The 24,803-nt window shown below is 44.9% G+C and carries 19 protein-coding genes and 1 pseudogene; 13 read left to right on the top strand and 7 right to left on the bottom strand.

What is annotated here, in order from left to right:
* Positions 1-151: 151 nt before the first annotated feature.
* The 6 genes and pseudogenes from DN752_RS15520 to DN752_RS15500 all read right to left on the bottom strand — a co-directional run bounded on the left by DN752_RS15520 (position 152) and on the right by DN752_RS15500 (position 8,786).
* A complete protein-coding gene (locus DN752_RS15520; RefSeq protein ID WP_112786575.1) occupies positions 152-811 on the bottom strand; it encodes an ROK family protein in 660 nt (219 codons plus the stop codon).
* Between the two features lie 248 nt (positions 812-1,059).
* Positions 1,060-1,725 carry a GIN domain-containing protein gene (locus tag DN752_RS15515; RefSeq protein ID WP_112784792.1) on the bottom strand — a complete coding sequence of 222 codons (666 nt, stop codon included), beginning with the start codon at positions 1,723-1,725 and terminating at the stop codon, positions 1,060-1,062.
* Positions 1,726-2,589: 864 nt separating this feature from the next.
* Positions 2,590-3,942, bottom strand: coding sequence for a DUF1552 domain-containing protein (locus DN752_RS15510; RefSeq protein WP_112784791.1), 1,353 nt, complete (start codon positions 3,940-3,942; stop codon positions 2,590-2,592).
* 79 nt (positions 3,943-4,021) lie between these two features.
* The gene (locus tag DN752_RS15505) at positions 4,022-6,868 is read right to left on the bottom strand and encodes a DUF1592 domain-containing protein (RefSeq protein WP_394337160.1); all 2,847 of its coding nucleotides are present in this window, start codon (positions 6,866-6,868) and stop codon (positions 4,022-4,024) included.
* Positions 6,869-6,885: 17 nt separating this feature from the next.
* A pseudogene (locus tag DN752_RS25360) lies at positions 6,886-7,458 on the bottom strand (DUF1592 domain-containing protein); the annotation flags it as partial.
* A gap of 737 nt (positions 7,459-8,195) precedes the next feature.
* Positions 8,196-8,786 (bottom strand): DUF4202 domain-containing protein, encoded by a 591-nt coding sequence (locus tag DN752_RS15500; protein ID WP_112784790.1) that lies wholly within the window; start codon positions 8,784-8,786, stop codon positions 8,196-8,198.
* A 553-nt stretch (positions 8,787-9,339) separates the two neighbouring features.
* Here DN752_RS15500 and DN752_RS15495 point away from each other — a divergent pair.
* Positions 9,340-10,479 (top strand): DUF4221 family protein, encoded by a 1,140-nt coding sequence (locus tag DN752_RS15495; protein ID WP_112784789.1) that lies wholly within the window; start codon positions 9,340-9,342, stop codon positions 10,477-10,479.
* 290 nt (positions 10,480-10,769) lie between these two features.
* Here the strand turns inward: DN752_RS15495 and cobA are convergent, their stop codons facing one another.
* Positions 10,770-11,537, bottom strand: a complete 768-nt coding sequence (gene cobA / locus DN752_RS15490; RefSeq protein WP_112784788.1) for a uroporphyrinogen-III C-methyltransferase — start codon at positions 11,535-11,537, stop codon at positions 10,770-10,772.
* Between the two features lie 152 nt (positions 11,538-11,689).
* On the opposite strand from cobA, the gene nirB reads away from it, so the two are divergent.
* From nirB to DN752_RS15430, 12 genes are all read left to right on the top strand, one after another.
* A complete protein-coding gene (gene nirB, locus DN752_RS15485) occupies positions 11,690-14,185 on the top strand; it encodes a nitrite reductase large subunit NirB (RefSeq protein ID WP_112784787.1) in 2,496 nt (831 codons plus the stop codon).
* A gap of 88 nt (positions 14,186-14,273) precedes the next feature.
* Positions 14,274-14,651 carry a nitrite reductase small subunit NirD gene (nirD, locus tag DN752_RS15480; protein WP_112784786.1) on the top strand — a complete coding sequence of 126 codons (378 nt, stop codon included), beginning with the start codon at positions 14,274-14,276 and terminating at the stop codon, positions 14,649-14,651.
* 248 nt (positions 14,652-14,899) lie between these two features.
* Positions 14,900-16,801: a DUF4153 domain-containing protein gene (locus DN752_RS15475; protein WP_112784785.1), complete on the top strand. Its 1,902-nt coding sequence runs from the start codon at positions 14,900-14,902 to the stop codon at positions 16,799-16,801.
* 55 nt (positions 16,802-16,856) lie between these two features.
* Complete coding sequence (locus DN752_RS15470) at positions 16,857-18,671, top strand: sensor histidine kinase (protein WP_112784784.1); 1,815 nt, start codon at positions 16,857-16,859, stop codon at positions 18,669-18,671.
* 20 nt (positions 18,672-18,691) lie between these two features.
* Complete coding sequence (locus tag DN752_RS15465; RefSeq protein WP_112784783.1) at positions 18,692-19,372, top strand: response regulator transcription factor; 681 nt, start codon at positions 18,692-18,694, stop codon at positions 19,370-19,372.
* A 311-nt stretch (positions 19,373-19,683) separates the two neighbouring features.
* Positions 19,684-19,923 carry a MoaD/ThiS family protein gene (locus DN752_RS15460; RefSeq protein ID WP_112784782.1) on the top strand — a complete coding sequence of 80 codons (240 nt, stop codon included), beginning with the start codon at positions 19,684-19,686 and terminating at the stop codon, positions 19,921-19,923.
* Positions 19,924-19,932: 9 nt separating this feature from the next.
* Positions 19,933-20,349: a molybdenum cofactor biosynthesis protein MoaE gene (locus DN752_RS15455; RefSeq protein WP_112784781.1), complete on the top strand. Its 417-nt coding sequence runs from the start codon at positions 19,933-19,935 to the stop codon at positions 20,347-20,349.
* 10 nt (positions 20,350-20,359) lie between these two features.
* Entirely contained in the window at positions 20,360-21,337 is a 978-nt protein-coding gene (moaA, locus tag DN752_RS15450) for a GTP 3',8-cyclase MoaA (protein ID WP_112784780.1), read from the top strand.
* Positions 21,334-21,810 (top strand): cyclic pyranopterin monophosphate synthase MoaC, encoded by a 477-nt coding sequence (gene moaC, locus DN752_RS15445; protein ID WP_112784779.1) that lies wholly within the window; start codon positions 21,334-21,336, stop codon positions 21,808-21,810. The genes moaA and moaC overlap by 4 nt, the downstream gene beginning before the upstream one ends.
* Positions 21,794-22,390 carry an NTP transferase domain-containing protein gene (locus tag DN752_RS15440; protein WP_112784778.1) on the top strand — a complete coding sequence of 199 codons (597 nt, stop codon included), beginning with the start codon at positions 21,794-21,796 and terminating at the stop codon, positions 22,388-22,390. Before moaC ends, DN752_RS15440 begins: the two co-directional genes overlap by 17 nt.
* Entirely contained in the window at positions 22,390-23,472 is a 1,083-nt protein-coding gene (locus DN752_RS15435; RefSeq protein WP_112784777.1) for a HesA/MoeB/ThiF family protein, read from the top strand. Before DN752_RS15440 ends, DN752_RS15435 begins: the two co-directional genes overlap by 1 nt.
* Before the next feature lie 114 nt (positions 23,473-23,586).
* A complete protein-coding gene (locus DN752_RS15430) occupies positions 23,587-24,774 on the top strand; it encodes a molybdopterin molybdotransferase MoeA (protein ID WP_112784776.1) in 1,188 nt (395 codons plus the stop codon).
* The last annotated feature ends 29 nt before the right edge of the window (positions 24,775-24,803 follow it).

The following is a 24,803-nucleotide window of genomic DNA, read 5'->3' as shown; positions in this document are numbered from 1 at the left end:
TGGTTGGTAAAATAGTTAAACTTGATGGTATCAAAACACTTCTACACCATGCCAAAAACCGAAAAAAAACACTTGGGTAGTTACAGGGAATGCCAAGATTTTTCTCCAACCCTGATTATTCATCATGTTTACTAAAAAGACAGGTAAATGGCTACACCCTAAAATCCTCTTCCCAGAGTCTAAAACCACCCTTAAAGGCATGTTTATTTGATCCTAAACGGCAGCCATCTGGCACCATCTGCAGTTCTTTGGAGTTACCGCCGCCAAGTACAATTTCATCAGGCTGGAAGGCTCGGAAGAAGTAATCTACTGCGTTATGTACATGTTTCTCCCATTTTTTTGCGCCATGTTTGAAAAAGTAGGCTTTACCCAAGTAGGCTTCAAAGGTAGCCTTACGGTAAGGCAGATGAGCCGCCTCCATAGGAATGACGACGTTGTTGACGATCATTGCAGTCCCCAAGCCTGTCCCTAATCCCATAAAAAGCATTTTCTTGCCTTCATAGCTTCCCAAGGCTTGCATAGCCGCATCATTAATAATCTTGATGGGACAACCAAAAGCGGCTTCAAAGTCATAAGTTTCCCAGCCATGCCCCAAGTTGACTGGTTCTGTAAGTATATCGCTGTTCTTAACTATCCCCGGAAAACCAATCGACACATGATCATATTCCCAGTCCGAGGCATGCTTTTTCACCAATGGGATCATTTCTTCTGGAGAAAAATCACTACCGGAGGGGATCTTGATCCGATCATCCGCTCCGGTAGCCAATATCTTGATGTTTGAGCCTCCTATATCAATAACAAGTACTTTCATAAAACCAAAGATAATAAGTCCCATGAAAAAATCGCAGTCATGCACTTTTTTGAATGATTTTTCTCAAAATCATCCCCTCTATTCACTGAAAGCGAAATCGCTTTTATAATATAGGTATTCTATAAATCACACTTTCTCTTCCATTATCACTCCGACATGAGAAGGGGGCTCCATTTTATGTAAGCGATTGCTCCTTTCGTCAGAATGACGTAGCTAGTGAATGCTGGTAAAGGACTTCGTATTCATGGTTAATTGGCATCATCAAGGTCCAGCAAGCCATTGACATCTTGATACACCCTGGGGTGGCCCTTGTAGTCCACATCTGCTTTGCCATTGACATCGATATACATGACTTCAGTGCAGTTGACTTCAAACTCCCCTTTACCGTTTACTTCAATGGTAGTCTCTGCCGATACGAGTCCAAAATTCTCCACCTCGATCTTTCCATCTACCACAAAAAACTGACGGTCCACCGTACCAAAAAGCACCACTTCAGCGTCTCCGTGACACTCAATGGTCAAGTCTGTCAGCGCTAGATTGCCAACATTATTGATTTCACTGTCTCCATCGATGCTGATTTTATGAATATCCGGAACGGTGGCTATTACGCGGACACCTTTTGTACTTTTTAGGCATTTGACCTTATCCCTGAAGCCTATCATAAGCTCTCCTCCTCGCACATCATATTCCAATGCCTCCATCAATTGGCTTTCTGCAAGAACCTTTAATGACTGCACTTCTCCCTGGACGATCGTTAAATCTATCGGACCGCTAAGGGATACTTCATCAAATTCACCTACTTCGAGGTCGTACTCTTTTACCTCCCCATCTCCTTTAATGCACAGGTTATTATCTGTACAGGAGCAAAACAACACTGCCGCGATGAGTGCTGAATAAATTGTGTTAAGTTTCATCGTTTTTTTTTAAGTTATCTATTGATCAATAGCCATTATTCTGATGCACTTTTATGCATGGGATAATTGGCTTTAGTAAAAAAAAGACACCTAAGAGGAAATTCACCCTGATACCGAATTGAAAAAAAATCTTTTTTGATTATACGCTTTCTTGCCAGTAGATTTTATTTCTCACAGAACGCACAGAATACTCAGAATGAAATAAGGCTTTTCTGAAATTTCAGCGGTTTCTGTGAGCACCTATTTACTATTTCTGTGATTACTGGTGTCATTGCAGATATACATAAGATATTTTAACCCGGAATATGCATGTCGTTTAGTTAAGAAATTAAAACGCGGGTAGGCAAGAAGACAGGCTTGTCTATCTCACTGCTAGATAGGCCTACCTAGCTTTTAGATAGAAAAAGTTTGCCTGCATGAGGAAGGTTTTAATTTTAGGCCATTAGATGCACAGCGGCGGGGTTTTTTGGTTACTTTTTTGACCTGAAGCAAAAAAGTGACAAAGGTATAGAGATGAAAACTATCTTGGAATTTAGCAAGAAAAATAATACTACCAATATTTCCAGGTACACACTAAATAAACGACATTGTCCGGTTTATACGATAGGAATCGTTATCGCCCAACCCGGCTATCGGGAAAGTTTGAAACTGCAATAAAATCTGGCTGTTTGGAGATTGAGGCTTCCGCCGCCGCAGATAGTGAGCCTGCCTGGCGGCCTAGCCCATAGCCGTCAGGCTAACATCTGTAAGTTACTGAAAATCTAATGAGAAATCCCATCTGAAGTAGCCACAATAATGGCTGCATTCGATGGGATGCCCTCCTTACTACTACCCTATAATATTCAGTATTGCCTCTCCTAAACTTTACCCGAAAATATCGGAATTAAGCTTGCCCGTGCTATCTGAAAAACGCTCCACGGGGATCCCCATCGTATTTAGCATGCTGACAAACAAATTGGACATGGGGTATTCTTCTTTAAAATCAGTATAAGTCCCGTGCTTGACGCCCATATTCTTACCGCCCGCCAGCACCAATGGATAATTAATGGCATCATGGGTACTACTACAAGCACTTCCATAAAGCACTAAGGTATTGTCCAAAAGCGGGCCGTATTCATCCTCGGTAGTTTTCATTTTGTCGAGGAAGTAAGCATATTGCTTGGCCAGCCACTGGTCATAGCTTCCCCACTCCTGCCAGTGGTTCTTGGACTTGTCGTGACTGATCGCATGATGCCCTTTGTTTAACCCTAGTGCTAGTTTTGGGTAATTTTCACCAAAGCCCATCCCGTCTTCACGTGCCATCATATAGGTCATGACCCGGGTAATGTCCGTCTGCATCCCCAATACCATCAGGTCAAAAGACGATTTGATATAGCTATCCGGATCTACAGAAGCATTGGGATTCAGGTTGATATGATCGGCACTAAATTCCTTCATCGGGACGTTCAGCCATTTTTCGTTTCGCTTGATCTGCTCCTCCACCGAATTGAGCGAGGTCATGTATTCATCCAGCTTCATCTGGTCATTTTTACCTAATCTCTTCTCAAGTCGCTTGCTATCTTCCAAGACCAAATCTACGATCTTTTGCTCCTGCTGTAGGCTCTTCTTCCTTAACTGTGAAGTCTCTCCACCTCCCGGTGCAAAATACCGCTCAAAAATCTCCCTATGCCGATGCTCGGACGGGATCGGTCGGCCATTTGGATCAAACGAAAGGGTAGAAACCCTCGATTTATACCCAATCCCCCCATCTGATGAAAGTGCCAAATACGGATACCGCGTATGCTTGGCAAGATGCTGCACGGCTACTTGGTCCACAGAAATACTGTTGTTATATTGACTGCCACGTAGATCTCCTCCGGTCAACCAAGTGTCCCCCGCCAAGTGGCCCAATAAATGTCGGCTTTTGGGATGGCTTAGCCCTCCCATGACAGTGATCTCCTTTCGATGTCGCTCCAAAGGTGAAAGGGTATTGGTGAACTTATAATCTGCTCCCGTTCCCATTGGAAACCAATTCCATAGTTCATGATTGGGGTTAGATGCTGGCGGAAGCCCTACCCCATTGGGAAAGTACACAAAGCAAAGTCGCTTAGGTGCTTCGCTCAAGGAGCCCAGTTTACGCATTGGGCCTCCCATTGCCTCCATATAAGGCAACATACAAGCTACACCCAGACCTTTCAAAAAAGTCCTTCTATCGAGTTCCCATGATTTCTTTCCCATGATTTTTTGGTTATTGGTTATTAAATTTAGGCTATTAGGTTATGTGTTAGGTAAGCAGTGGTCCGCAATCCACCGTAAATCAAAACTCGCCCTTAAACGAGTCACTCATCACGATGTTTTCCACCACTGATCGGAAACTATAATTATCGTCCCGAACTTTACTTACAATCTTTTCTATCTCTCTTTCATCCACGAAGGTTACATCTCTGCCCAAACCGTAAGAAAACATATGTTTTACCAAAGAGCGGGTAAATGTATCCTGCTTCATGTTTAGAATATACGATTTAATTTCGCCAATTCCATCAACTACCTCTCCGTTAGGCAATTCCGACTTGGCATCAATTTCATTTCCGTTGGAAGCTACCGTCTCAAAGCGCCCCACGGCGTTATAGTTTTCGAAGGCGATACCATACGGATCGATTTTTTTATGACAATCCATACATGCTGCCTTATCCCTATGGACAAACAACTGTTCTTTTAATGTCAGTTCTTCGAATCCAGGCGTCTCTGGATCTAGTGCCGGGACATTTGGTGGCGGTGGCGGTGGCTCATCACCCAGTATTTTGCCCCTGACCCAAACGGCCCTTTTTATTGCATGGGCTTGACTGCCATCTGAGTGCCCGTTTAGAAATGCTCCTTGGGACAACAAGCCCCCACGGTGCATGTCCGGGGTAACAGAAACGGGTCTAAACTGATTTCCTTTCACTCCTTCCACGCCATAAAACTCCGCTAGATTTTGGTTGAGCATCGCAAAATCCGACTCTATCAGGTTCATGATGCTCAGGTCCTGCTGAAGCACATAGTGCATAAAGTGATAAGTCTCTTCCGTCATATCCTTTTTCACAAAACGTGTAAAATCAGGATAGGCACTCACATTGGTACTCATGGCTTCGTGGCGATCCACTCGCAGCCATTCGTTCGAGAACCGCCTTACCATGTTCCAGATGCGGTCATCATCTATCATTCTGTTTACCTGCTTCTTCAGGTACCGGTCCTTGTGCAAGTCCTCTTCCTCCGCCAGCTCCATCAACTCTTCATCAGGTGCGGCATTCCAGAGAAAATAGGAAAGCCTCGAAGCAAGGAAGTACTCTCTATCTTCCTCCTCTGTTTCTTTTTCCGGCTCGGCGAGATATAGGAAATTAGGAGAACACAGTGCCGCCACCAACACTTCTTTGACCCCGTCTTCATACCGTGGATAGTCACCTCTTATGCTTTCCCAAAACTCCAAGTATGGCCTTAACTCCTCATCTTCCACTGGTCGACGGTAAGCCCTTGTCAGGAAGCTTTCGAGGATTTCTTCGGTATAAGCTGCTTTGTCATCTTTCTTGGGCGAATCAAAGAAAATCGCTTCATGACTTGCCGGAGGCCACTGTGGATAATAAGGTGCTTCAAACTCCAGCTCCTTGATAAGCAAGGGTGGGCCAGAGTCTTCATTGTCTTTTACTAGGTAATCATTCCACAATCCCAAGATCATTATATTGGCCAAAATCTCAGTTTCTACGGTATCAATCACCGGAATTGGCAGGTTCTCCAAGCGTCCCTTAAAGGTAAAATCCTGCCATTTCCCTGTTTCATTACTTACATTCCTGTATGTATCAAAGGTCTGGTAATCCATACCATCATCCGTCCTTTCTCCGGCAAAGGTCCTGATCACAGGAAGGTCCTTGTCATATTTGGCACGGCTTTTTTCGGCCTCGGCACCAAGTTGCTGAGCCACGGGGTGGTCTTCAGGAAAAGGAGTCACGATAACCTTACTAAATCCAGTAAAAAACTTCCCTCCTATCTTTAGTCGATGTTTGCCCGCTTTTAGATAAGCCAAGGTCAGCGGGGTGGTCATGGAAGAATGCTCCTTAAACTTCTCATCAAAATGGAATCGCTCCTGCAGCTTGTGCTTGTCTATCTGTAGTTCCGCAGACGGCATTCCTTCAGCCCCCACATAAGGGTGTTCAAAATCTATTTGGTAATACCCGTCACGTGGTGCTTCGAATGCAAACGTAGCGGAGGAATTCTCTGTAAGCTCATTAGGCTTCATCCACTGTCCTTGAATGGACATATTCTGAAGATCCCTGCCTTTTTTAGGATCTAGTAGGATGGTTTCGTTAAGTTTATCCGCTGGCTGGTCATTTCGTAGGCCTATCAACCCTTCTTTTTGACCACTCCACTGGTATCCCCTAGAAGCCTTTACCCTGAAGACAAAATCACCTTCTTCGGGAAAATTCCTCCTGAACAGAAGTTTCAAGTTAGGTGAGGGTCCCTGCCAGGATTTGGGGGTGACTTCTTTATGTGGCACAGCAGAATAAAGCATGATCCCCTCATCCACTACTTGGTAGCGATCAGCGTTGGATCCTCGCATTCCTACTCCAATATTCCTCTTGACCTCGTCCAATTGTGCCTTTTCTACGCTATCCTTTGGCATTATAGGGCGGCCATTTTCGTCCAAAATCTCTACGATAAAGTCTTCAGAGTTAATCGGTGCACTCTGATAGCCACCGATCATGGCCGCTGTTTTTCCTTTACCGATTCCTTTGCCAAAGGTAATCTTATACCGTGTAGCCGTCGGTTTTTTCTCTGGTGCAATGGCCTTGTCCATGGCACTTCTGGCTATTTTTTTATAATAATCCACGTGAAGAGGTGAAACTCCAAGCACCTGTCCATTGTTGGTAAAACCCATTTCTGATTTCGCATCATCAGGAAGCACATTCCCAAACTGCACATCTACTTTTAACAGGTCGGTCAGTGTATTGGAATATTGGTCCTTGGTCAATCTCCGGATAACTGGCTCTTGATCGGCCTTCCGAAGCGCTACCGCCCGCTGGATAGATGCCGTGATCCAATCCACCAACACCCTTCGTTCCTCATCTGAAAGCTGCTTCTCCTCCTTCGGGGCATCTCTCCAGAATTCACCATGTCGAGCATAGCGCGCCAAGTCTCTGCATCATGGCCTTTGACCATGTCGGGATCTATATCATCCAGTCGGAGTCCTCCTTTTTGTTCATCTTCTCCATGACAGCTCTCACAGTAACTTGCCGTGATCGGGTTAATGTCTTTCGTATATTCAAACTGGCTAAGCGTCTTGTCGATTTCATCGTTTTCCATCGTTGCCAGCCCTTCCATTCCATAAGGATCATCCCCTAAAAAAGCGCGTACTTCATCGGGCAGGTCTTCGGTCAAGAAGCCTGAGCCATGTGTCAGCGAACCTCCGTAATGGCCTGTAGCCCCCAAAATAATGGTGGTCATGGCCAAGATACTATAATAGGGAACCGGTGACTTGTCATGGTCTTGAAGGTACCCACGAAGAGCCAAAAGCCATATGCTAAGCAATGCCGTAGCGACACCCAGCCACTTGTGCACCACCAGTACATTGCTGCCATATCCACCGGTACCCGCCAACAGGGCGCCAACTACTAGTGTGGGAATAGCAGTAATTACTGTCAGCCACAAGAGCGCGCCACATGCGGGTCTAAGTGTTCGTTCTGGAATAAACAGATTGGCAATCTCCAAGGCAATCAAGGCCATAAATATCCCTATCGGCAAATGCACCAACAGTGGATGCATCTTTCCAAGAAATGCCAAGCTCCAGTGAAAATCACCTATTGGAATCACCGCAATGCCCAACACCAGCACCGATAGTATTACTGCGCCTATGGGGGACAATTGCCCCTTCATTAATTTATTGATCGTCTCTTTCACTACATTCGGTTATTTTAAGTATTGTCTTCTCTAAAAAGTAACGTGAATCTATTCCGGATTGTTGAAAAACTTTCGTTTTTACATAACAAACAAACAACAAACCCACGTATCACAATCATTTATCCTAATTATATCAAAAAACACCAAATCAATCAACTATTTTGATTTAAACGATCAACATATTATATAAATGGGCAAACATAATATCATACCACCACCCAAAACCTGTCAATAATCACCTCAAAACCCTCCAACCGTTCATCAAAAAACCGAAAATTATGCGTTGGAAACGAAAACAAACCCCATCACATTAGCTCCACCCCAAGGCCTTATCTCCTTATAAACTCAAGGCAATCAAGCAATAAAGCACTACCCATGAACGGTCAGTAAGCGTATTGTTAGGTACAATTAAAAGTCCATAAATGGAAAACACTTGCCCGACAGCCTCTTTGGCAAATGATATAGGTCCCAACGGAACGAAGAAACAGTCTCACTCCTGCTACATTATTCCTATTACGCAATAAATTTACTGGTGAGACTACTTCTTCATGCCCAGGCCCAACTTACGCCAGTGCCTTCTGCACAATGCCTAAAGCCTCACCTGAATGCTCCATGGCAAGCGCTGCTTTGTGGCCTTTTTCGGACATTTTTTTCCAGGTTTTCTGGACGATGTCCACAAGCTTTTCTTCCTCATCACGATGCTTGGCGATAAAGTCATCAAAATAATATTTCAAAAAGACCAAACACACTACATCCTCTAAGGCCTGCGTCTCAGGATCTGTTTTTAGCCTTCGTTTATTAAGAAGGTCATCCACTTTTTGAATATCCTCATCAGCATAACCATGCTCCTTCATGAGTTGTCCCGCCAGTTCACCATGAAATTTTTTCAGCTTCGTCCGCCACATCAGGTAGCCTTTTCTATCCATGGGGTAATCTTCCCTGGGAATCTCCCATCGCTTGATGTGCTGGCACCTAGCGGCCAAACGCAACGTTTCTGATGCCTGCGGGTCAAAATCCAACAACATCCCTGTCATCCTGTGTCCATACACCAGCTCTTTGGGCACTTCCCTTCCATCCACCATTTCCATATGAGGATCCTCCGCATTGATCGCATCAAACGACGCAATGGTCTTTTCAAATCGGTCTTCAGCCATTTCTTTTGATTTTTTTTGGTCTTATGAGCCAATTTAGGAGGATTTTGGGAGAGTTGGAAGAGCTGGTGATTGAAAAATCACCAAGCCAAGGGGCAATCGCGCCATTTGCACTGCCCTGTTTACAAATGGCTTTGACTTATTTAAAAACCTGAGCTCGACTTATTTTTAGCATTAAAAGCGTTGCGAACTCTTTTTAGGAGGATGTGGGTTGGAAAAGGGTGTGGCAACTCGCCGCGGCGAGCTGCCACGGCTTCCACCCGCTCAGGCCTACCTCTAAGCCTCGCAGTGCATGTTCCGACCACTGTACGGAAACGGTTTTATAATCGAACTCAGGTTAAAAGGCTCTTAGTGGCCTTTCATCGGAATAGCTATGGCAACTCACCCACTGCGGGAATCCTTGATAACATCCTTCGACAAGCTCTGGCAGGCATCAGGAATAGCTAAGGATCAATGTTGAAAAACTAATTTATTCGTTAAATTTCCCTAAATGGCTTTTCCCTTCAATAGAAACAACTTATTTTAAACTTACAATCAAAACTTCCATCTTTTTAGCATGAAAAAAACATACTTTTGGCTATTGTCCTTCCTTATAGGTGCCTGCCAGCAAAAGGAAAATGACGCGATCCACTCCGATGCCATCACTTACTCCATGGACACCGTAAGCATCGATGCCAAAGGAGAGATTTTGGATGTCGATCGCAACTTAAATAATTCAGGCATTACCGCCGACCAGCAGTTTCTATACAATTTCAACCATTTTGACAATCACTTGGAGAAAGTCAATCTTAACAAGCTGGAGTTGGTCAGTAAAACACCCTTTCAAAAAGAAGGCCCAGAGGGGACAGGAAACAGTATGAGCAGCTTTCAGTTTATGAAGGACGGCCAACTGCTGATATCAAATGGTTTTTTCAAACAAAAAATTTTTGACCTAAATGGAAAAGTGCTGCAAACCATCAACCTTACCGCACATGATTGGAATGGAGAGGTCCTCCAAGATGTTGAGGTTTGTAGGCAAAATTTACTTATAGACAAAACCAAGTTACTCTCTTTGGTCACGGAGGAGGGGTTAAATGTCAATCATAAAGCCGAACTAGCTCTCTTTGACCTAAACACCAAGATGGTCAGTAGGTTTGATATTGACCCTCAGAAAAAAATCAAAAGTTACGCGCTGTCCTCTGAGGATTATACATACATGCCCCCGATCATTTATTTTTCTATCCTAAACAACACCCCAGTCCTTTCCCATCAATTCACCAATGAAATTTACCGGTTTGACAGTGCTGCCAATCAAATTCTCGAAGTGGATTACGAGAGCCACCTAACGCCAAACGAAGTCAGCACCGATCTTCCCCACAAGTTCGCTACTACAGAAGAGCTATTCGAAGTCTTCGAAAAAATGAACGAACAAATCCGGTTTGGCCCGTTGGTCTATGATCAAGAAAACGACCGCTACTACCGTTTTTCTTTCCAAACTGAATTTAAAACAACATCAGAACGGGAAAGTAGTTTTCCCGAAATCAAAAGTATCGATGCTTACCTCAGCATCTTTGATGATGAATTCAACATGATCAGTGAAGCACTGATTCCTGAAATCAACCGTACTATTTCCCATTATTTTGCCAAAGATGGAACACTTTGGATATTGGACAACAAAGATGACGAAATGGTTTTTGTAAGACTCAACTTCCTATAGCAGAAACTCATACAAGAAGCGATTCAAAACGACCCAATTGAGTCAGAGACTCAAGCCTTTTTCGTGCTGGGGCAGAGACCCAGCACAACCCGACAACCCAGATGAATTTATAATGAGGGTTAAGCTCTGTCATATCGGAAAATTGAGGTAGAACCTCAATGCTCATCGTACCGGGGCACAGCACTAGGTACAACCGCTTTCGTTTTCCCCTTTGCCTCAAGTCTCACTTCTCATATCTCAAGTTCAATACCTCTTTATTCTTTGCTCTTGGCTCTTTTCTCTAAACATTGCTATTCTGCCAATGTTTTCTCCGCCAAAAAACGCCCTAACTCCTTGCCTTTTTCCTTCACCACCTCGCCGATGACAATAATAGCAGGAGCGGTAAGTTGTTCTTTTTGCTGCAAGGCCAATACGCTTCCAAGGTCCCCCACGATGGATCGCTCTGTTTCCTTACTGCCATCCTGAATGATCGCCACGGCCTCTCCGGCACCACGATATTGCTCAAACAGTGCCACGATTTCAGGCAACTTCTTCATGCCCATCAGAATAATGGCTGTAGCAGAAGATTGCGCAGCAAAGCGCAAATCCTTGGCCGTAGAATGGTCCTTCAGCGTGCCCGTCACCACCCAAAAGCTCTCGTTGACACCTCGCTTGGTCAGCGGTATTCCTCCCAAACCGGGTACTGCCATCGCACTACTTATGCCGGGTACGTAGTCAGTGGGTATTCCATGCTCTGCGGCATACTCCAACTCCTCGTGTCCACGCCCGAATACGTAGGGATCACCGCCTTTTAGCCGAACTACATGCCCACAAGTTTCTGCGTAATTGACGATCATGCGGTTGATTTCCCGCTGCTGGCGGTAATGCATTCCTGCACGCTTACCCACAAACACCTTGATCGTTGTTTCCGGAACATGTGCCAATAAGGCCTCATTGGCCAATGCGTCATATAATACTACATCGGCCGACTCGAGCGCCTTAACGCCCTTTAAGGTAATCAATTCGGGATCTCCTGGACCGGCACCTACGATCGAAAGCTTCTTATTTATAGTAGTCATAGCGTGTTTATACTTAGTTACTGAAACAAATTTAAGTAATTATTTACGTATTTTTACGTATTATAAAAATTAATTTATAACTTAGCCGCTGTAATTAGTCAGTAAATCAGTCAAACTACTTAGAAGAAGCCAAACCTAAAACCAACAATCATATGACAAAGATAGTAGTAATCGGTAATGGAATGGTAGGCTACAAGTTTTGTGAAAAACTTCGTGCACAGGCTACCGGAGGAGATTTTGAGATCACGGTCTTTGGGGAGGAACCATGGCCGGCATATGACAGGGTACACCTAAGTGCTTATTTTTCGGGATCTACAGCAGATGACCTGATGATGGCACCTCGATCTTGGTATGATGAAAACAACGTCGACTTACACACCAACGAGATGATTGTGAAGATCGACCGGGATGCCAAAAAGGTCATTACTCACACCGGCCACGACTACGACTATGATAAGTTGATTTTAGCCACTGGATCTGGGGCATTTGTCCCTCCTATCGACGGTGTGGATAAGAAAGGTGTCTTTGTCTATAGAACCTTGGAAGACCTCGATGCCATCATCGACTATTCCAAAAAGGTAAAATCCGCTGCTGTCATCGGCGGAGGCCTATTAGGTTTGGAGGCAGCCAAGGCGGTAATTGACATGGAACTGGAAGCACACGTGATTGAATTTGCGCCGAGACTAATGCCCCGTCAGCTGGACAGTGCAGGCTCTGCCACCTTACAGTCCAAACTGGAAGAACTGGGCATCAAGATTCACCTGAGCAAAAACACCAAGAAAATCACCGGTAATGGCAAAATTACCGGAATGAGCTTCGCTGACAATACCAACCTTACTACCGAAATGCTGATCATCTCCGCCGGTATCAAGCCAAGAGATGAACTGGCCAAGGACTCGGGACTGACCACTGCCCCACGGGGAGGAATCGTGGTCAATGAGTTTTTGCAAACGGACGACACGGACATATTCGCCATTGGCGAAGCGGCTTCTTACCAAAACATGGTGTATGGGCTGGTAGCACCAGGCTATGAAATGGCCACTCAAGTGGTCAATCAACTGACCAATACAGAAGTGAAGCCTTTTATGGGCTTTGACATGTCCACCAAACTAAAACTGATAGGAGTAGATGTAGGAAGTTTTGGGGATCCATTCGGTGAACTCGAACCTTCCAAACCTATTGTATACGAAAACAAAAACAGCGGAATCTATAAGCGCATCAATGTATCCATGGACGGGAAACGCCTGCTTGGCGGCATCCTTGTCGGCGATGCTTCGGCTTATAACATCCTGCTGCAAATGACCCAAAATAAAATGCCGCTTCCTCCCGAGCCTGAAGACCTGATCCTCGGTGCCAGGGGCGGCAAAGAAGCAGCCGGTGCTGGCGTGGAAAGCCTCCCCGAAGAAGCGCAAGTTTGTTCCTGTGAGAATGTCACTAAAGGAGCGATCTGCAGCTTGATCGAAAACGACGGTGTCACCAAAGTAGACGAAATCAAGTCCTGCACCAAAGCAGGAACAGGCTGCGGCGGATGTATGCCAATGGTCAATGACCTGCTGAAACACCAGCTAAAATCCATGGGCAAAGCAGTCAAAAATGTCATTTGTGAGCATTTTGACTACAGCCGCCAAGAACTGCTGGACATCGTAAAGGTGAAAGGCATCAAAACCTACAATGAACTCTTAGATCAGTTTGGACAAGGAGACGGCTGTGAGGTGTGCAAACCTGCAGTCGCCTCTATCCTTGCCAGCACATGGAATGAGCTGATCACCAAGCAGGACACCATCCAGGACACCAACGACCGCTACCTGGCCAATATCCAGAAAGGCGGCACCTACTCGGTAGTCCCTAGAATCCCCGGAGGTGAAATCACCCCTGAAAAACTCATCGTACTCGGAGATGTAGCCAAAAGGTACCATCTCTACACCAAAATAACTGGTGGCCAACGCATCGATTTGTTTGGTGCCAGAGTCGACCAACTCCCCGATATCTGGGAAGAACTGATCAACGCAGGCTTCGAAAGTGGCCACGCTTACGGTAAATCCCTCCGGACAGTCAAAAGCTGCGTAGGAAGCACTTGGTGCCGGTACGGGGTGCAGGATTCGGTCTCTTTTGCCATTGAGGTAGAGGAGCGGTATCGTGGCCTTCGTTCTCCCCATAAACTGAAAGGCGCCGTATCTGGATGTATCCGGGAATGTGCCGAGGCCCAAAGCAAGGACTTCGGTATCATCGCCACCGAAAAAGGCTGGAACCTCTATATCTGTGGAAACGGAGGCTCCAAACCACAACACGCCCAGCTCCTCATCAATGACGTGGATCGAGAAACGTGCCTGAGGTACATCGACCGTTTCCTGATGTTTTATATCCGCACCGCAGAGCCGCTAACCCGAACAGCCACTTGGCTCAACAAGCTCGAAGGCGGAATGGACTATGTCCGGGATGTGGTCGTGAACGACTCGCTGGGCATCGGAGACGAACTGGAAAAAGAAATGGCCTTTATGATCGACACCTATGCGTGTGAATGGAAAGAAGTGGTCAACAGCCCTGAACTCCGGGCCAAATTCAAACACTTTGTCAATGCCGACGAAGAGGACGCTAGCCTTAAATGGAAAGAAATGAGAGGCCAAAAAATCCCTGCATCTTGGGGGTAAGCAGGAGACAAGACAAAAGACATTATACTATTGGCAGCCATCCTTCAAAATTGTCAATGCTACCAATCAACCATAAATACAAGAAGTTATGTTAACTGAATTGGAAAAATATAAAACTACCGACACCACTAAGGTCACCACTTGGTTCAAGGCGGCTCCAGTGAGTGCATTTCCAGATAATGGTGGAGCTTGTGTAAAATACAAAGATCTCCAGATCGCCATCTTTAACTTCACCAGAAGAAATGAATGGTATGCCTGCCAGAACCTTTGTCCCCACAAAATGCAAATGATCCTTAGCCGTGGCATGATCGGATCCACTGAAGGTGAACCTAAAGTGGCTTGTCCATTCCACAAAAAGAACTTCTCCCTCAAAACAGGCAAAAACATCAATGGAGACACCTGTGACATTGCCGTTTATCCAGTAAAAGTCGAGGAAAACTATGTTTACGTAGGATTTGAAGAATAAGACGGGAGATTAAAAGGTTTAGGTGTTGAAAAATTGAGTGAAAGGTCATGGTATAAATCGTTCTGTCATCTCAACATCGAAGACAACAATTAGTAGTAGACCTATTTTCGTTTTACTAAAGCAGGGTTTGGTTGATGAACCCTGCTTTTTTATTGGTGACTAAGTACATATTTCAACACATATTTAACATTTTAATCGTTTTTAACGTATTTTCATCTATCTTGCGAAGCTGATTTATTCACCACAACATGATTAATCTCCCCTCGTTAAGCTATTTGAATACCTTTGCATTGAAAGCAGCTATGCGCTTCCCATTAGCGTTACTTTCTGCAATTGTAGCTGCTTCTACGGGAAATTACCTTATCGAAAACGAAAGCAGGCTTAGCAATGCATTCCCTGTCATAAACATGATGCTCACTGCAGCATTGGGGGTTTCCTTGTTTTTCTGTATCAGTATCTTCAATGAGAAGAAAAAGATCCCTTCTCCTTTTAATATCGTCAACCAAGTTTTAGGGATTATTTTCTTGGGCTGGGTTTACTTTTCCTTGCCGGACGGGAGTAGTACTGAAAGTATTGCTATGCCCTATTACCGTTTTGCCATTTTTAGCGTCATCATCCATTTGCTGGCTTCATTTGCTCCCTACTTAAAAAACATTCACACCCTTGCTTTTTGGAACTATAATAAGATCTTGTTCTTGCGTCTTTTAACGGCCCTGTTCTATTCTGCGGTGCTCTATTTAGGGATATTATTGGCGATGACGGCGCTTCACCTGCTCTTTGAGGTGAAATTTGATCAGGCATTATATTTACAGCTCTTTGTATTGATTATTGGGATTTTCAATACATGGTTCTTTTTGGCCGGCATTCCATCCAATTTAAACCTGATCGACAAAGAAGTCAACTACCCCAAAGGGCTAAAGATCTTTAGCCAATACATCCTCTTGAGCCTATTGCTACTTTACTTACTCATATTATACGGGTACAGCTTCAAAATAATCATGGCTTGGGACTGGCCAAAGGGCATTGTTTCCTACCTTATTATTGGTGTAGCCACTTGGGGGATCCTAACGGTACTGCTACTGTACCCATTTAGGGATGACGAAAAAGATCGATGGATAGGTCACTTCTCCAGGTTATATTACTTCCTCCTATTTCCCTTAGTGGTCGTATTATTTACCGCCATTGGTATTCGTATAAGCGAGTACGGAATCACCATCAACCGCTACCTTATCGTCCTATTAGGAGTTTGGCTAGCACTGACCTGCTTTTATTTCAAACTGGGATTTAAAAGTATTAAGTTCATTCCGTTGTCTTTGGCGAGCATACTTCTTTTTTCATCATTTGGGCCTTGGGGCATATTTTCAGTAAGTGAAAGAAGCCAAACCAGAAGGCTAAAAGCATTGCTCCGGGACAGCCACCTACTGGAAGAAGACCGCGCTACTCAAGAAGTCAACTGGGATACTTCCAAGCTGCCGGATTTAAGACCTGAAAAAAAAACCAACACACCTAAACAAATTGACAATAAGCAAATTAAAGAAATCTACTCTATCACAAGGTACCTGGAAAACCACCATGGACTGGAAGCCATGAAAACTTGGTTTTCGCAAGATCTGGAGCAAATCCTGCAGGCCATCAATAAAGACAAATCCAAATGGAACAAAACGGCTCCCTCCACGCTGTACCTAGAGACGCTCGGGCTTCCCGAAACCCCTTCCTCCTTGTCACAGCAATTGATAACACTCCAAGCAGACCAACGTACCAACCCCAGCATTACCATCCGAGGCTACGATTACCTCAATCCTATCCAGATCACAGACCAAGACACCACCACTTTTATCGCAGGCTTATCCAATTATAGTGTCCAACTCAATGCCCAGAAAAATGGCTTGGCGATTTCAAGCCCCAATCATTCAGCCAATGTAGATCTTAGCCCCTTGGTGCGAGAACTGATCAAAACCCAAAAGGACGCTAGCTCCCCTCCTCCCTTGCTACCAGCATCAGACCTAACCTACTCAACTGATACAGATGGGCTTAAAATAAAAATAACCATAAACCACCTTAGCTTTACTACCGAAAACGACTCCTCTCTCACCCTTAGTTACCTGGACGGAAACCTATTGCTCAGAGACTCCTTGATTCAAAGAAAGTAAAGTTTACTTACATTTTTAAGTGTATTTACGTACTTTGGCGTAGAATATCCGGAGTATGAAAAACCACCACCTTTCAGACAGACCAAAATATGGAAAATTGGTCAGGTATTACTTGATAGCACTCTGTGCCATTGCTACGAGTATTATCCTCAGTCAGATTTTAGTACAGAAGTTTATCAGTGAACAAAAAAATGACTCCGGTGTGGTCAATCTCTCTGGGCGACAGCGGATGCTCAGCCAAGAGATCAGCAAATATGTGCTCTTGCTGGGAGACAGCCTCAACAGCACCAAAAGAGCCGATTATCTTAAAGGCCTCAAGTCCTCCTTGGAGGAATGGAAAGAAGCTCACGTAGGCCTTCAATACGGCAATGAATCCCTTGGCATAAACGGCAAGAACAGCAAAACCATCCAAGGACTATTTGCTGATATTGCTGAAGACTATTCAGTCATGGTCGCCGCTTCCCAAGACATTATAAAAAAACTCGAACAAAACCTCGCTCTTCCTACGGACAGCCTACGCAATGATATTAGTCAAGTCATCAACCACGAACAGGCTTTTTTGACCGGAATGGACAAGGTCGTATTTCAGTATGACAACGAAGCAAAAGCCAAGGTAACCAACCTTCAAAGCATAGAGATTTTCCTACTTATACTTTCATTGGGCGTTATCTCTTTTGAGATTTTCTTTATTTTTATCCCCTCTGCGAGAACCATCAGAAAGACCTTCAAAAAATTATTGCTGTCTGAGCAAAAATCCCGTAAGATGACCTTGGAGATCAGCTCGCTTTACAACTCTTTGGAGCAAGCCTACCAAGACCTGTTGGAGGTAGATGTGGCCGTGGAAGATTACACTGTTTTCGCCAAGAGCATGCCTTCAGGAGAGTTTTTTTACTTTTCGGACAATTTTTCAAGAATCATGGAGTTTGACAGTACTCCCAAGAACATTTTCAAGTGGCTCAAAGAGCAAGGCTATAATGCCGAATACCTTGACAACATCCAAAAAATGACCCTTTCCGGAAAAACCTGGACCGGAGACATCAAAGTGGTCAATGACATGGGGGACTTTGTCTGGATAAAAATCAACATCATCCCCACCATGGGAGACAGTGGTGATGTGGAAACACTCATGGTCGTGGCCACTGATGAAACCGAAAAGAAAGAAGCCGAGGCCATATCACAAGAAATCAACAGGGAGCGGATAGAGAAAAAAGTCAAAGAACAACAGTTTCGCTCAGCCCTTATCCTGGAAGGACAAGAAGAAGAACGTAAACGCATATCCCGGGACATGCATGACGGCATCGGCCAGTTATTATCGGCCATGAAATTCAACTTGGAAGGCATCCACTCTGTAAAATCAGATTATGAGCGGGAAAAGCTAAAAACATCCAAAGACCTTCTCAAGAACGTCATCAAGGAAGTTCGCCGGATCTCTTTTAACCTGACTCCCAGCGCCCTGTCCGACTATGGTATTGTGGCTGTTCTGAATAAATTCTGTAAGGAAATCACCAAGCTTTCGGACTTGCAGGTAAGTTTCGAAAACCAAACCGGTTTCCTAAGCAGGCTGGAAGGCAAGGTAGAAAACAACCTATACCGCATCTGTCAGGAAGCAGTGAACAATGCCATTAAATATGCAGAAGCAAATGAAGTAAAAATCACACTTTCGCACAATTCCCAGTTTCTGAACGTGGACATTTCCGATGATGGCAAGGGCTTTGATGTAGACAAGCTGGAAGAAAAAGGACATTTATCCGCTTCTGGACACGGCTTGTTCAACATCCGTGAAAGAGCTAACTTTATCAATGGACAGTGTACGATCTCTTCCCAAAAAGGAAAAGGGACCACGATCAGTATCAATATCCCCCTAGACTAATTGAGTAAAACATACGCAGAATGGAAAAGATTAAAGTAGTATTGGCTGATGACCATATGGTGGTAAGAAGTGGTATCAAAAATCTCTTGGAAAATGAAGGTGAAGTAGAAGTGATTGGCGAAGCTTCCAATGGCGAAGAAGCCCTGGAAAAAGTAAAGGAAGTAGAACCTGATCTCCTGATCATCGATATTCGCATGCCCGTCATGAACGGACTGGACGCCGCCAGAAAACTAACGAGCAGCAAACAGCCAACCAAGTCCCTCATCCTTTCCATGCACGACGATGAAGACTATATTCTCCAATCCATCGAGTGCGGTGCTTCCGGTTACCTCCTAAAGGACACAAGTAAGGACGAATTCATGAAGGCAATCCGTACCATCCACCAAGGAGGACAGTACTTTAGTGGAGATATCAGTCAAGTATTGGTAAAAAGCTACTTGAATGTAAAAGACAAAAAAACCACCAAAAGCATCACTCCTGCCAATGACTACGACATCACCAAACGAGAAAAACAGATATTAAAAATGATCTCTGATGGTACCAGCAATAAGGAAATCGCCGAACAACTCGGCAAAAGCATCCGTACCATAGAAACCCACCGCTTCAACATCATGAAAAAGCTGAAGGTAAACAATGTGGTAGAACTTCTCAAAAAACTGGAAGACGAACCGGGGTTAAAACAGCACATAGGAAATAGCTAACTACAGGTCAGTGACAAAATGACCAAAGACAAGCAGTCCAGCGAACCTTGTCAAGATGAACGGGAGTTACAGACGATTATATATAGTTGATATTTACAGAAACCTTGATCTTTGTACCTAACCCCTTGTAATCAATACCATTTTATTCCTACCTTGAGGAAGCTGCAATTGATCGGTCGGGCCGGAAATTAAAACTACGTATATTTACGTATTTCAAAATTTCTTTTGTACCTTTCAGGTATCATTAAAGACGAGTGGACTGGTAACATGAACATCTACCAGCCACTCACAAGACGCATAAAATACTAGGTATGAAAATTCACACATTTGGCGCAGCAAAAGACATCACAGGATCAGCCATGATTGATTTTCCAGTAGAAGAAACATTTGTAAAAGTGAAAGACCTTAAAGCCCTGCTTTTCCAAAAATACCCTGAGTTGGTCCACCTTCCTTCATTGGCAGTATCCGTCAACCTGTTTTATGCCAGTGAGGAAACAATGGTAAACAAACACGATGAAATTGCGTTGATACCACCAGTAAGCGGAGGATAAAAGTCAACTATGGAACGTCATATCACGATAGAGGAAGACATCGACATCAATAAAGGATATCAGCGCTTGATACATCCAGAAAGTGGCGGCATCTGCACGTTCATCGGCACCGTACGTGACCTGAACAACCAAAAAGAAGTGAGCCATCTTTTTTTCGAAGCTTACGAAAAAATGGCCTTATTGAAAATGGAAGAGCTCGCCGAAGAAGCTGGCCAAAAGTGGCCCCTTCATAAAGTGGTCATGATCCATGCCATTGGCGAAAAAAAAATCACTGACCCAGTGGTGTTTATCGGCACCTCATCTGCCCATCGCGATGCGGCTTTTGCTGCTTCCAGCTATCTAATAGACCGACTGAAAGAGGTCGTTCCTATCTGGAAAAAAGAAACCTACCAGGACCACAGCACCTGGATCAATGCACATCCCTAAATCATCCCACATGCTTATTGACAATCATGGAAGAACGATCAACTACCTGAGGCTTGCAGTCACAGACAATTGTAACTTGCGCTGTCAGTACTGCATGCCAGAAGAAGGTGTACAATTTGCCCATAAAAAAGAACTGCTAACTTGGGACGAACTCATGCTGCTCTCCCAGTCATTTGTGGAAATGGGCGTGGACAAAATCCGGATCACAGGCGGAGAGCCTTTTGTCCGCAAAGGACTAATGGACTTCTTGGACAAACTCGCCAAACTGGAAGGACTGGAAGAAATCTCCATCACCACTAATGCCACCCTCATCGGCCCACATATACCTCATCTCAAAAAGCTGGGCATCACCAAGATCAATATCAGCTTTGACAGTCTTGACAAAGCACGCTTCAATGCCATCACCAGAAGAGACCAATACGACATCGTCATGACCAATATCCAACGCATGATGGAGGAAGGATTTGACGTCAAACTCAATTGCGTGGTCATGGACGGTCAAAACACCGAGGACATTATACCATTTATCCACTATGTACAAGATCACCCCATCACTGTTCGGTTTCTTGAAGAGATGCCTTTCAATGGTCATTCTGATGGCACATCTACTCTTAAGTGGGACTATATCGCCATTTTAGAGCATATCAAATCACATTTTGGCCCATTCGAAAAACTCCCAGCCCCACCTAGCTCTACCTCGCTTAACTACCGCCTTGAGGGAAGCAAAGGCCAATTCGGGGTCATCCCTTCCTACACCAGGACTTTTTGTGGAACCTGTAACCGCATCAGGGTCACCGCAAAGGGTGAAATGCAAACTTGTCTCTATGCCTCTGAGTCCATCGATCTCAGAACACTTATTCGTGAAAGCAATCAAGTAAGCGGCCTGAAATTCAGCATTTACACCGCACTTCAAGCCCGGCATAAAGATGGCCATGAAGCCGAAAACCAATCCGAAACCAAAAAATCAATGACACTGATCGGAGGATGAAAGACTCAAAACTATCCCATGTGGACAGTGACGGAAATGCCAAAATGGTGGATGTTTCTGAAAAATCCGTCACCAAACGAACTGCCACAGCCCAATCCATCGTTACATTTCCAGAGGCAGTATTTGACCACCTCTCCAAGGATAACTTCTTGGGCAAAAAGGGCAGCATCATACAAACTGCCATCATCGCCGGCACCATGGCCGCCAAGAAAACTTCGGACTTGATCCCGCTTTGCCATCCATTGGCCCTGAGCAAAATCCAACTGGACATTACCCCCGGTAATCAGCAGCTGGAAATCACGGCCACGGTAAAATGCGAAGGAAAAACCGGCGTGGAAATGGAAGCCCTGACGGCTGCCAGCGTGGCGGCGCTTACCATTTATGACATGTGCAAGGCGCTTACCCACGATATCAATATCTCAGAAACAAAACTAATGGCCAAAGAAGGAGGAAAAAATGCATTCAACAGATAACTTGTACGGACTTGTTTTGGCAGGAGGCAAAAGTAGCCGAATGGGGCAAGACAAAGGTGAACTGCAATATTATCGCACCAACCACCGATCCTACTTATACCATACCCTAAGAGAACTGTGCCCCAAAACCTTTATCAGCTGTAGAGCTGACCAAGAGAACATCATCAATTCTGGGCTAAACCATATCATCGATGAAGACCAATTTAAGGGTCCGCTTAACGGGATTCTATCCGCTCACCACCAGCATCCGGACAAATCCTGGCTAGTGGTCGCCGTGGACCTTCCCCATATCCATGAAGAAAGTCTCAGGGCTTTGGTAAAACAGCGCCAGCCCCAAAAACATGCAACGGTCTATGCCACTCATGAATCCAAGCTTCCAGAGCCACTGATCGGCATCTGGGAACCAAAAGGATTGGTCGATGCCAAGAAATTCATGAATGAATCAGGAAAAAGCTGCCCAAGAAAATTTCTCATGAATGCAGATGTACACCTGATCTATCCTGAAAACGACCTGGAACTGTTCAATGCCAACTTCCCGGAAGATTACGAAATGGCCAAATCACGAATAGGAGAAAACTAATGGACGAAATACGCTATCAGAAGCAAATACGGCTAAAAAGTTTTGGAAAGGAATCCCAAGAAAAACTCGCTGCAGCCAGTGTCCTGATCATCGGCGCAGGTGGACTGGGTACTCCCGTGGCCCAATACCTCAATGGAGTCGGCGTAGGAACGATAGCCATCATGGATCAGGACACCGTAGCTGAAAGTAACCTGGCACGGCAAACGCTCTTCACCCCTGAAGACGTGGGCAAACACAAAACCGATGTGCTTATTCAGCATTTGCAGCGACAGAATCCATCCACACGCTTCATCAATATCCGCGAATTTTTGACCCCTGAAAACGCGCTGCACGAACTGGCTGACTACGACCTTATAGTCGATGCATCCGACAATTTTGGCACGCGCTATTTGGTCAATGACGCCTGTGTGATCCTCGACAAGCCCTTTATTTATGGTGCCCTGCATGATTTTGAAGGACAAGTGAGTGTCATGAATTACCAAAATGGCCCCACTTACCGTTGTTTATTTCCAGAAGAAGGAAATACTTCGGCCATTCTAAATTGTGACGAAAACGGTGTTTTGGGCATCTTACCTGCCCTTATCGGTACTTATCAGGCACTGGAAGCTGTCAAGGTTTTGGCAGGAATAGGAGAACCGCTAAGTGGTAAATTGCTGATCATCGATACCTTGGCCCAAACCCATCTTAAAGTTGGGCTATCCGTGGTTCCCGAAAACCAATCCATCTTGGCACTTAAAAACAGCTACGGTCAGCCCATGTGCAGCACTGATATGACTGTCACCACGTTGACCAGCGAGGAGTTCTGGGCCAAACAGGAAGTAGACCGACAGCAGCAAGTCATCGATGTCAGAAATGAAGGGGAATTTGAAAGTGGCCATTTGGAAAACGCACAGAACATCCCATTGGCTCAGCTCACGGAAAGACACCAAGAAATCAACGAAAAAGCTTCCGTTATTTTGATCTGTCAATCCGGCATGAGAAGCCTTCGTGCCGCCCAATTACTTCAATCGCTCCATCCTGAACAAGTAATTTACAACTTAGAAGGAGGCATGAATGCATTGGAAGCCGAAGGCTGGGAATAAGCCCCCTCCACCACTGTCAAAAAGTAGTGCTTATCATATCATGTAGCTATACACCTGTATTCCAAAACAAAGGGAATTTCGCATCCCGATTCATCAAAAAAACATATTCAGTCCATGATCACCATCAACGAAGCACTGCAGTCAGTCCTCAGCCAACGGCAATCTTACGGCACAGAAAAAGTAAAACTATCAGGTGCCACTGGTCGATTTTTGGCTGAAGATATCTTCACAGATCTTGATGCTCCGCCTTTTGATCGCGTCATGATGGATGGTGTCGCCATCCGGCTGGGGGATTTGGACAATCCTATAAAACCTTCCTATATCATCCAGGGCATCCAAGCCGCTGGCACACCCCAAATGGAATTATTGGACGCTGATCACTGTCTGGAAGTCATGACGGGAGCAATTCTGCCTATTGGCGCCGACACGATCATTCCTTACGAAGAAATCGAAACCACGGACGGAAATGCCCATATTCAATTAGAAAAAGCTGCCAAACGCTTCGTTCACTATCGCGGTAGTGATTCTAAAAAAGGGCAAAAAATTATTCCGAAAGGAAAACTGATCACCGCTGCTGACATCGGCATACTGGCCACTGTGGGAAAAGCAGATGTGTCAGTTGCTAAACTCCCTTCGGTGGCCATCATCTCGACAGGAGACGAATTGGTAGAAGTGGACCAAACACCTCTCCCCCATCAAATCCGTAAATCTAACGTTTATACCCTTTGGTCTGCAATTGTAAAAGAGGGCATTCTTAGCAAGATGTACCATATCAATGACGACAAAGATGCCTTGGTAAAGACACTTTCCGATTTAATGGATGCCTACGATGTATTGCTATTGAGCGGAGGAGTCTCCAAAGGAAAATTTGACCATATTCCAGATGTCCTAAGTGATTTGGGAGTACACAAACTTTTTCACCGTGTAGCCCAGCGGCCTGGCAAACCTTTTTGGTTTGGGCACCACCCAGAAAAAGGGACAAAAGTATTTGCCTATCCCGGCAATCCCGTTTCTACTTATGTAAATCACCTGTTTTATTTCCAGCAGTGGCTACACGCCTCCTTGGGAACGCCCCTTCAACCGGAGGTAAAAACCTTGGGCGAGAAAATCCCTGGCAACCCCAATCTATCACGATTCGTGTCCGTCAGTATCGACGCCAAAACGGGCCGTGCCTACCCCTTCAGTCATAATGGCTCCGGAGACCTTTTTAGCCTCTCCAAAACGGATGGCTTTTTGCTACTCCCCCAACGGGACGGTGACTTCCTGGAAGGTGAGCAGCTGGAATTTCTGTGTATTAGATAAAAAAAGGAATGGGGGAAACCCCCATAGTT

The sequence above is a fragment of the Echinicola strongylocentroti genome, assembly GCF_003260975.1.
Taxonomy (GTDB): domain Bacteria; phylum Bacteroidota; class Bacteroidia; order Cytophagales; family Cyclobacteriaceae; genus Echinicola; species Echinicola strongylocentroti.
The sequence above is the reverse complement of the archived record's forward strand: the minus strand, read 5'-3'. Positions and strand labels throughout refer to the sequence as shown.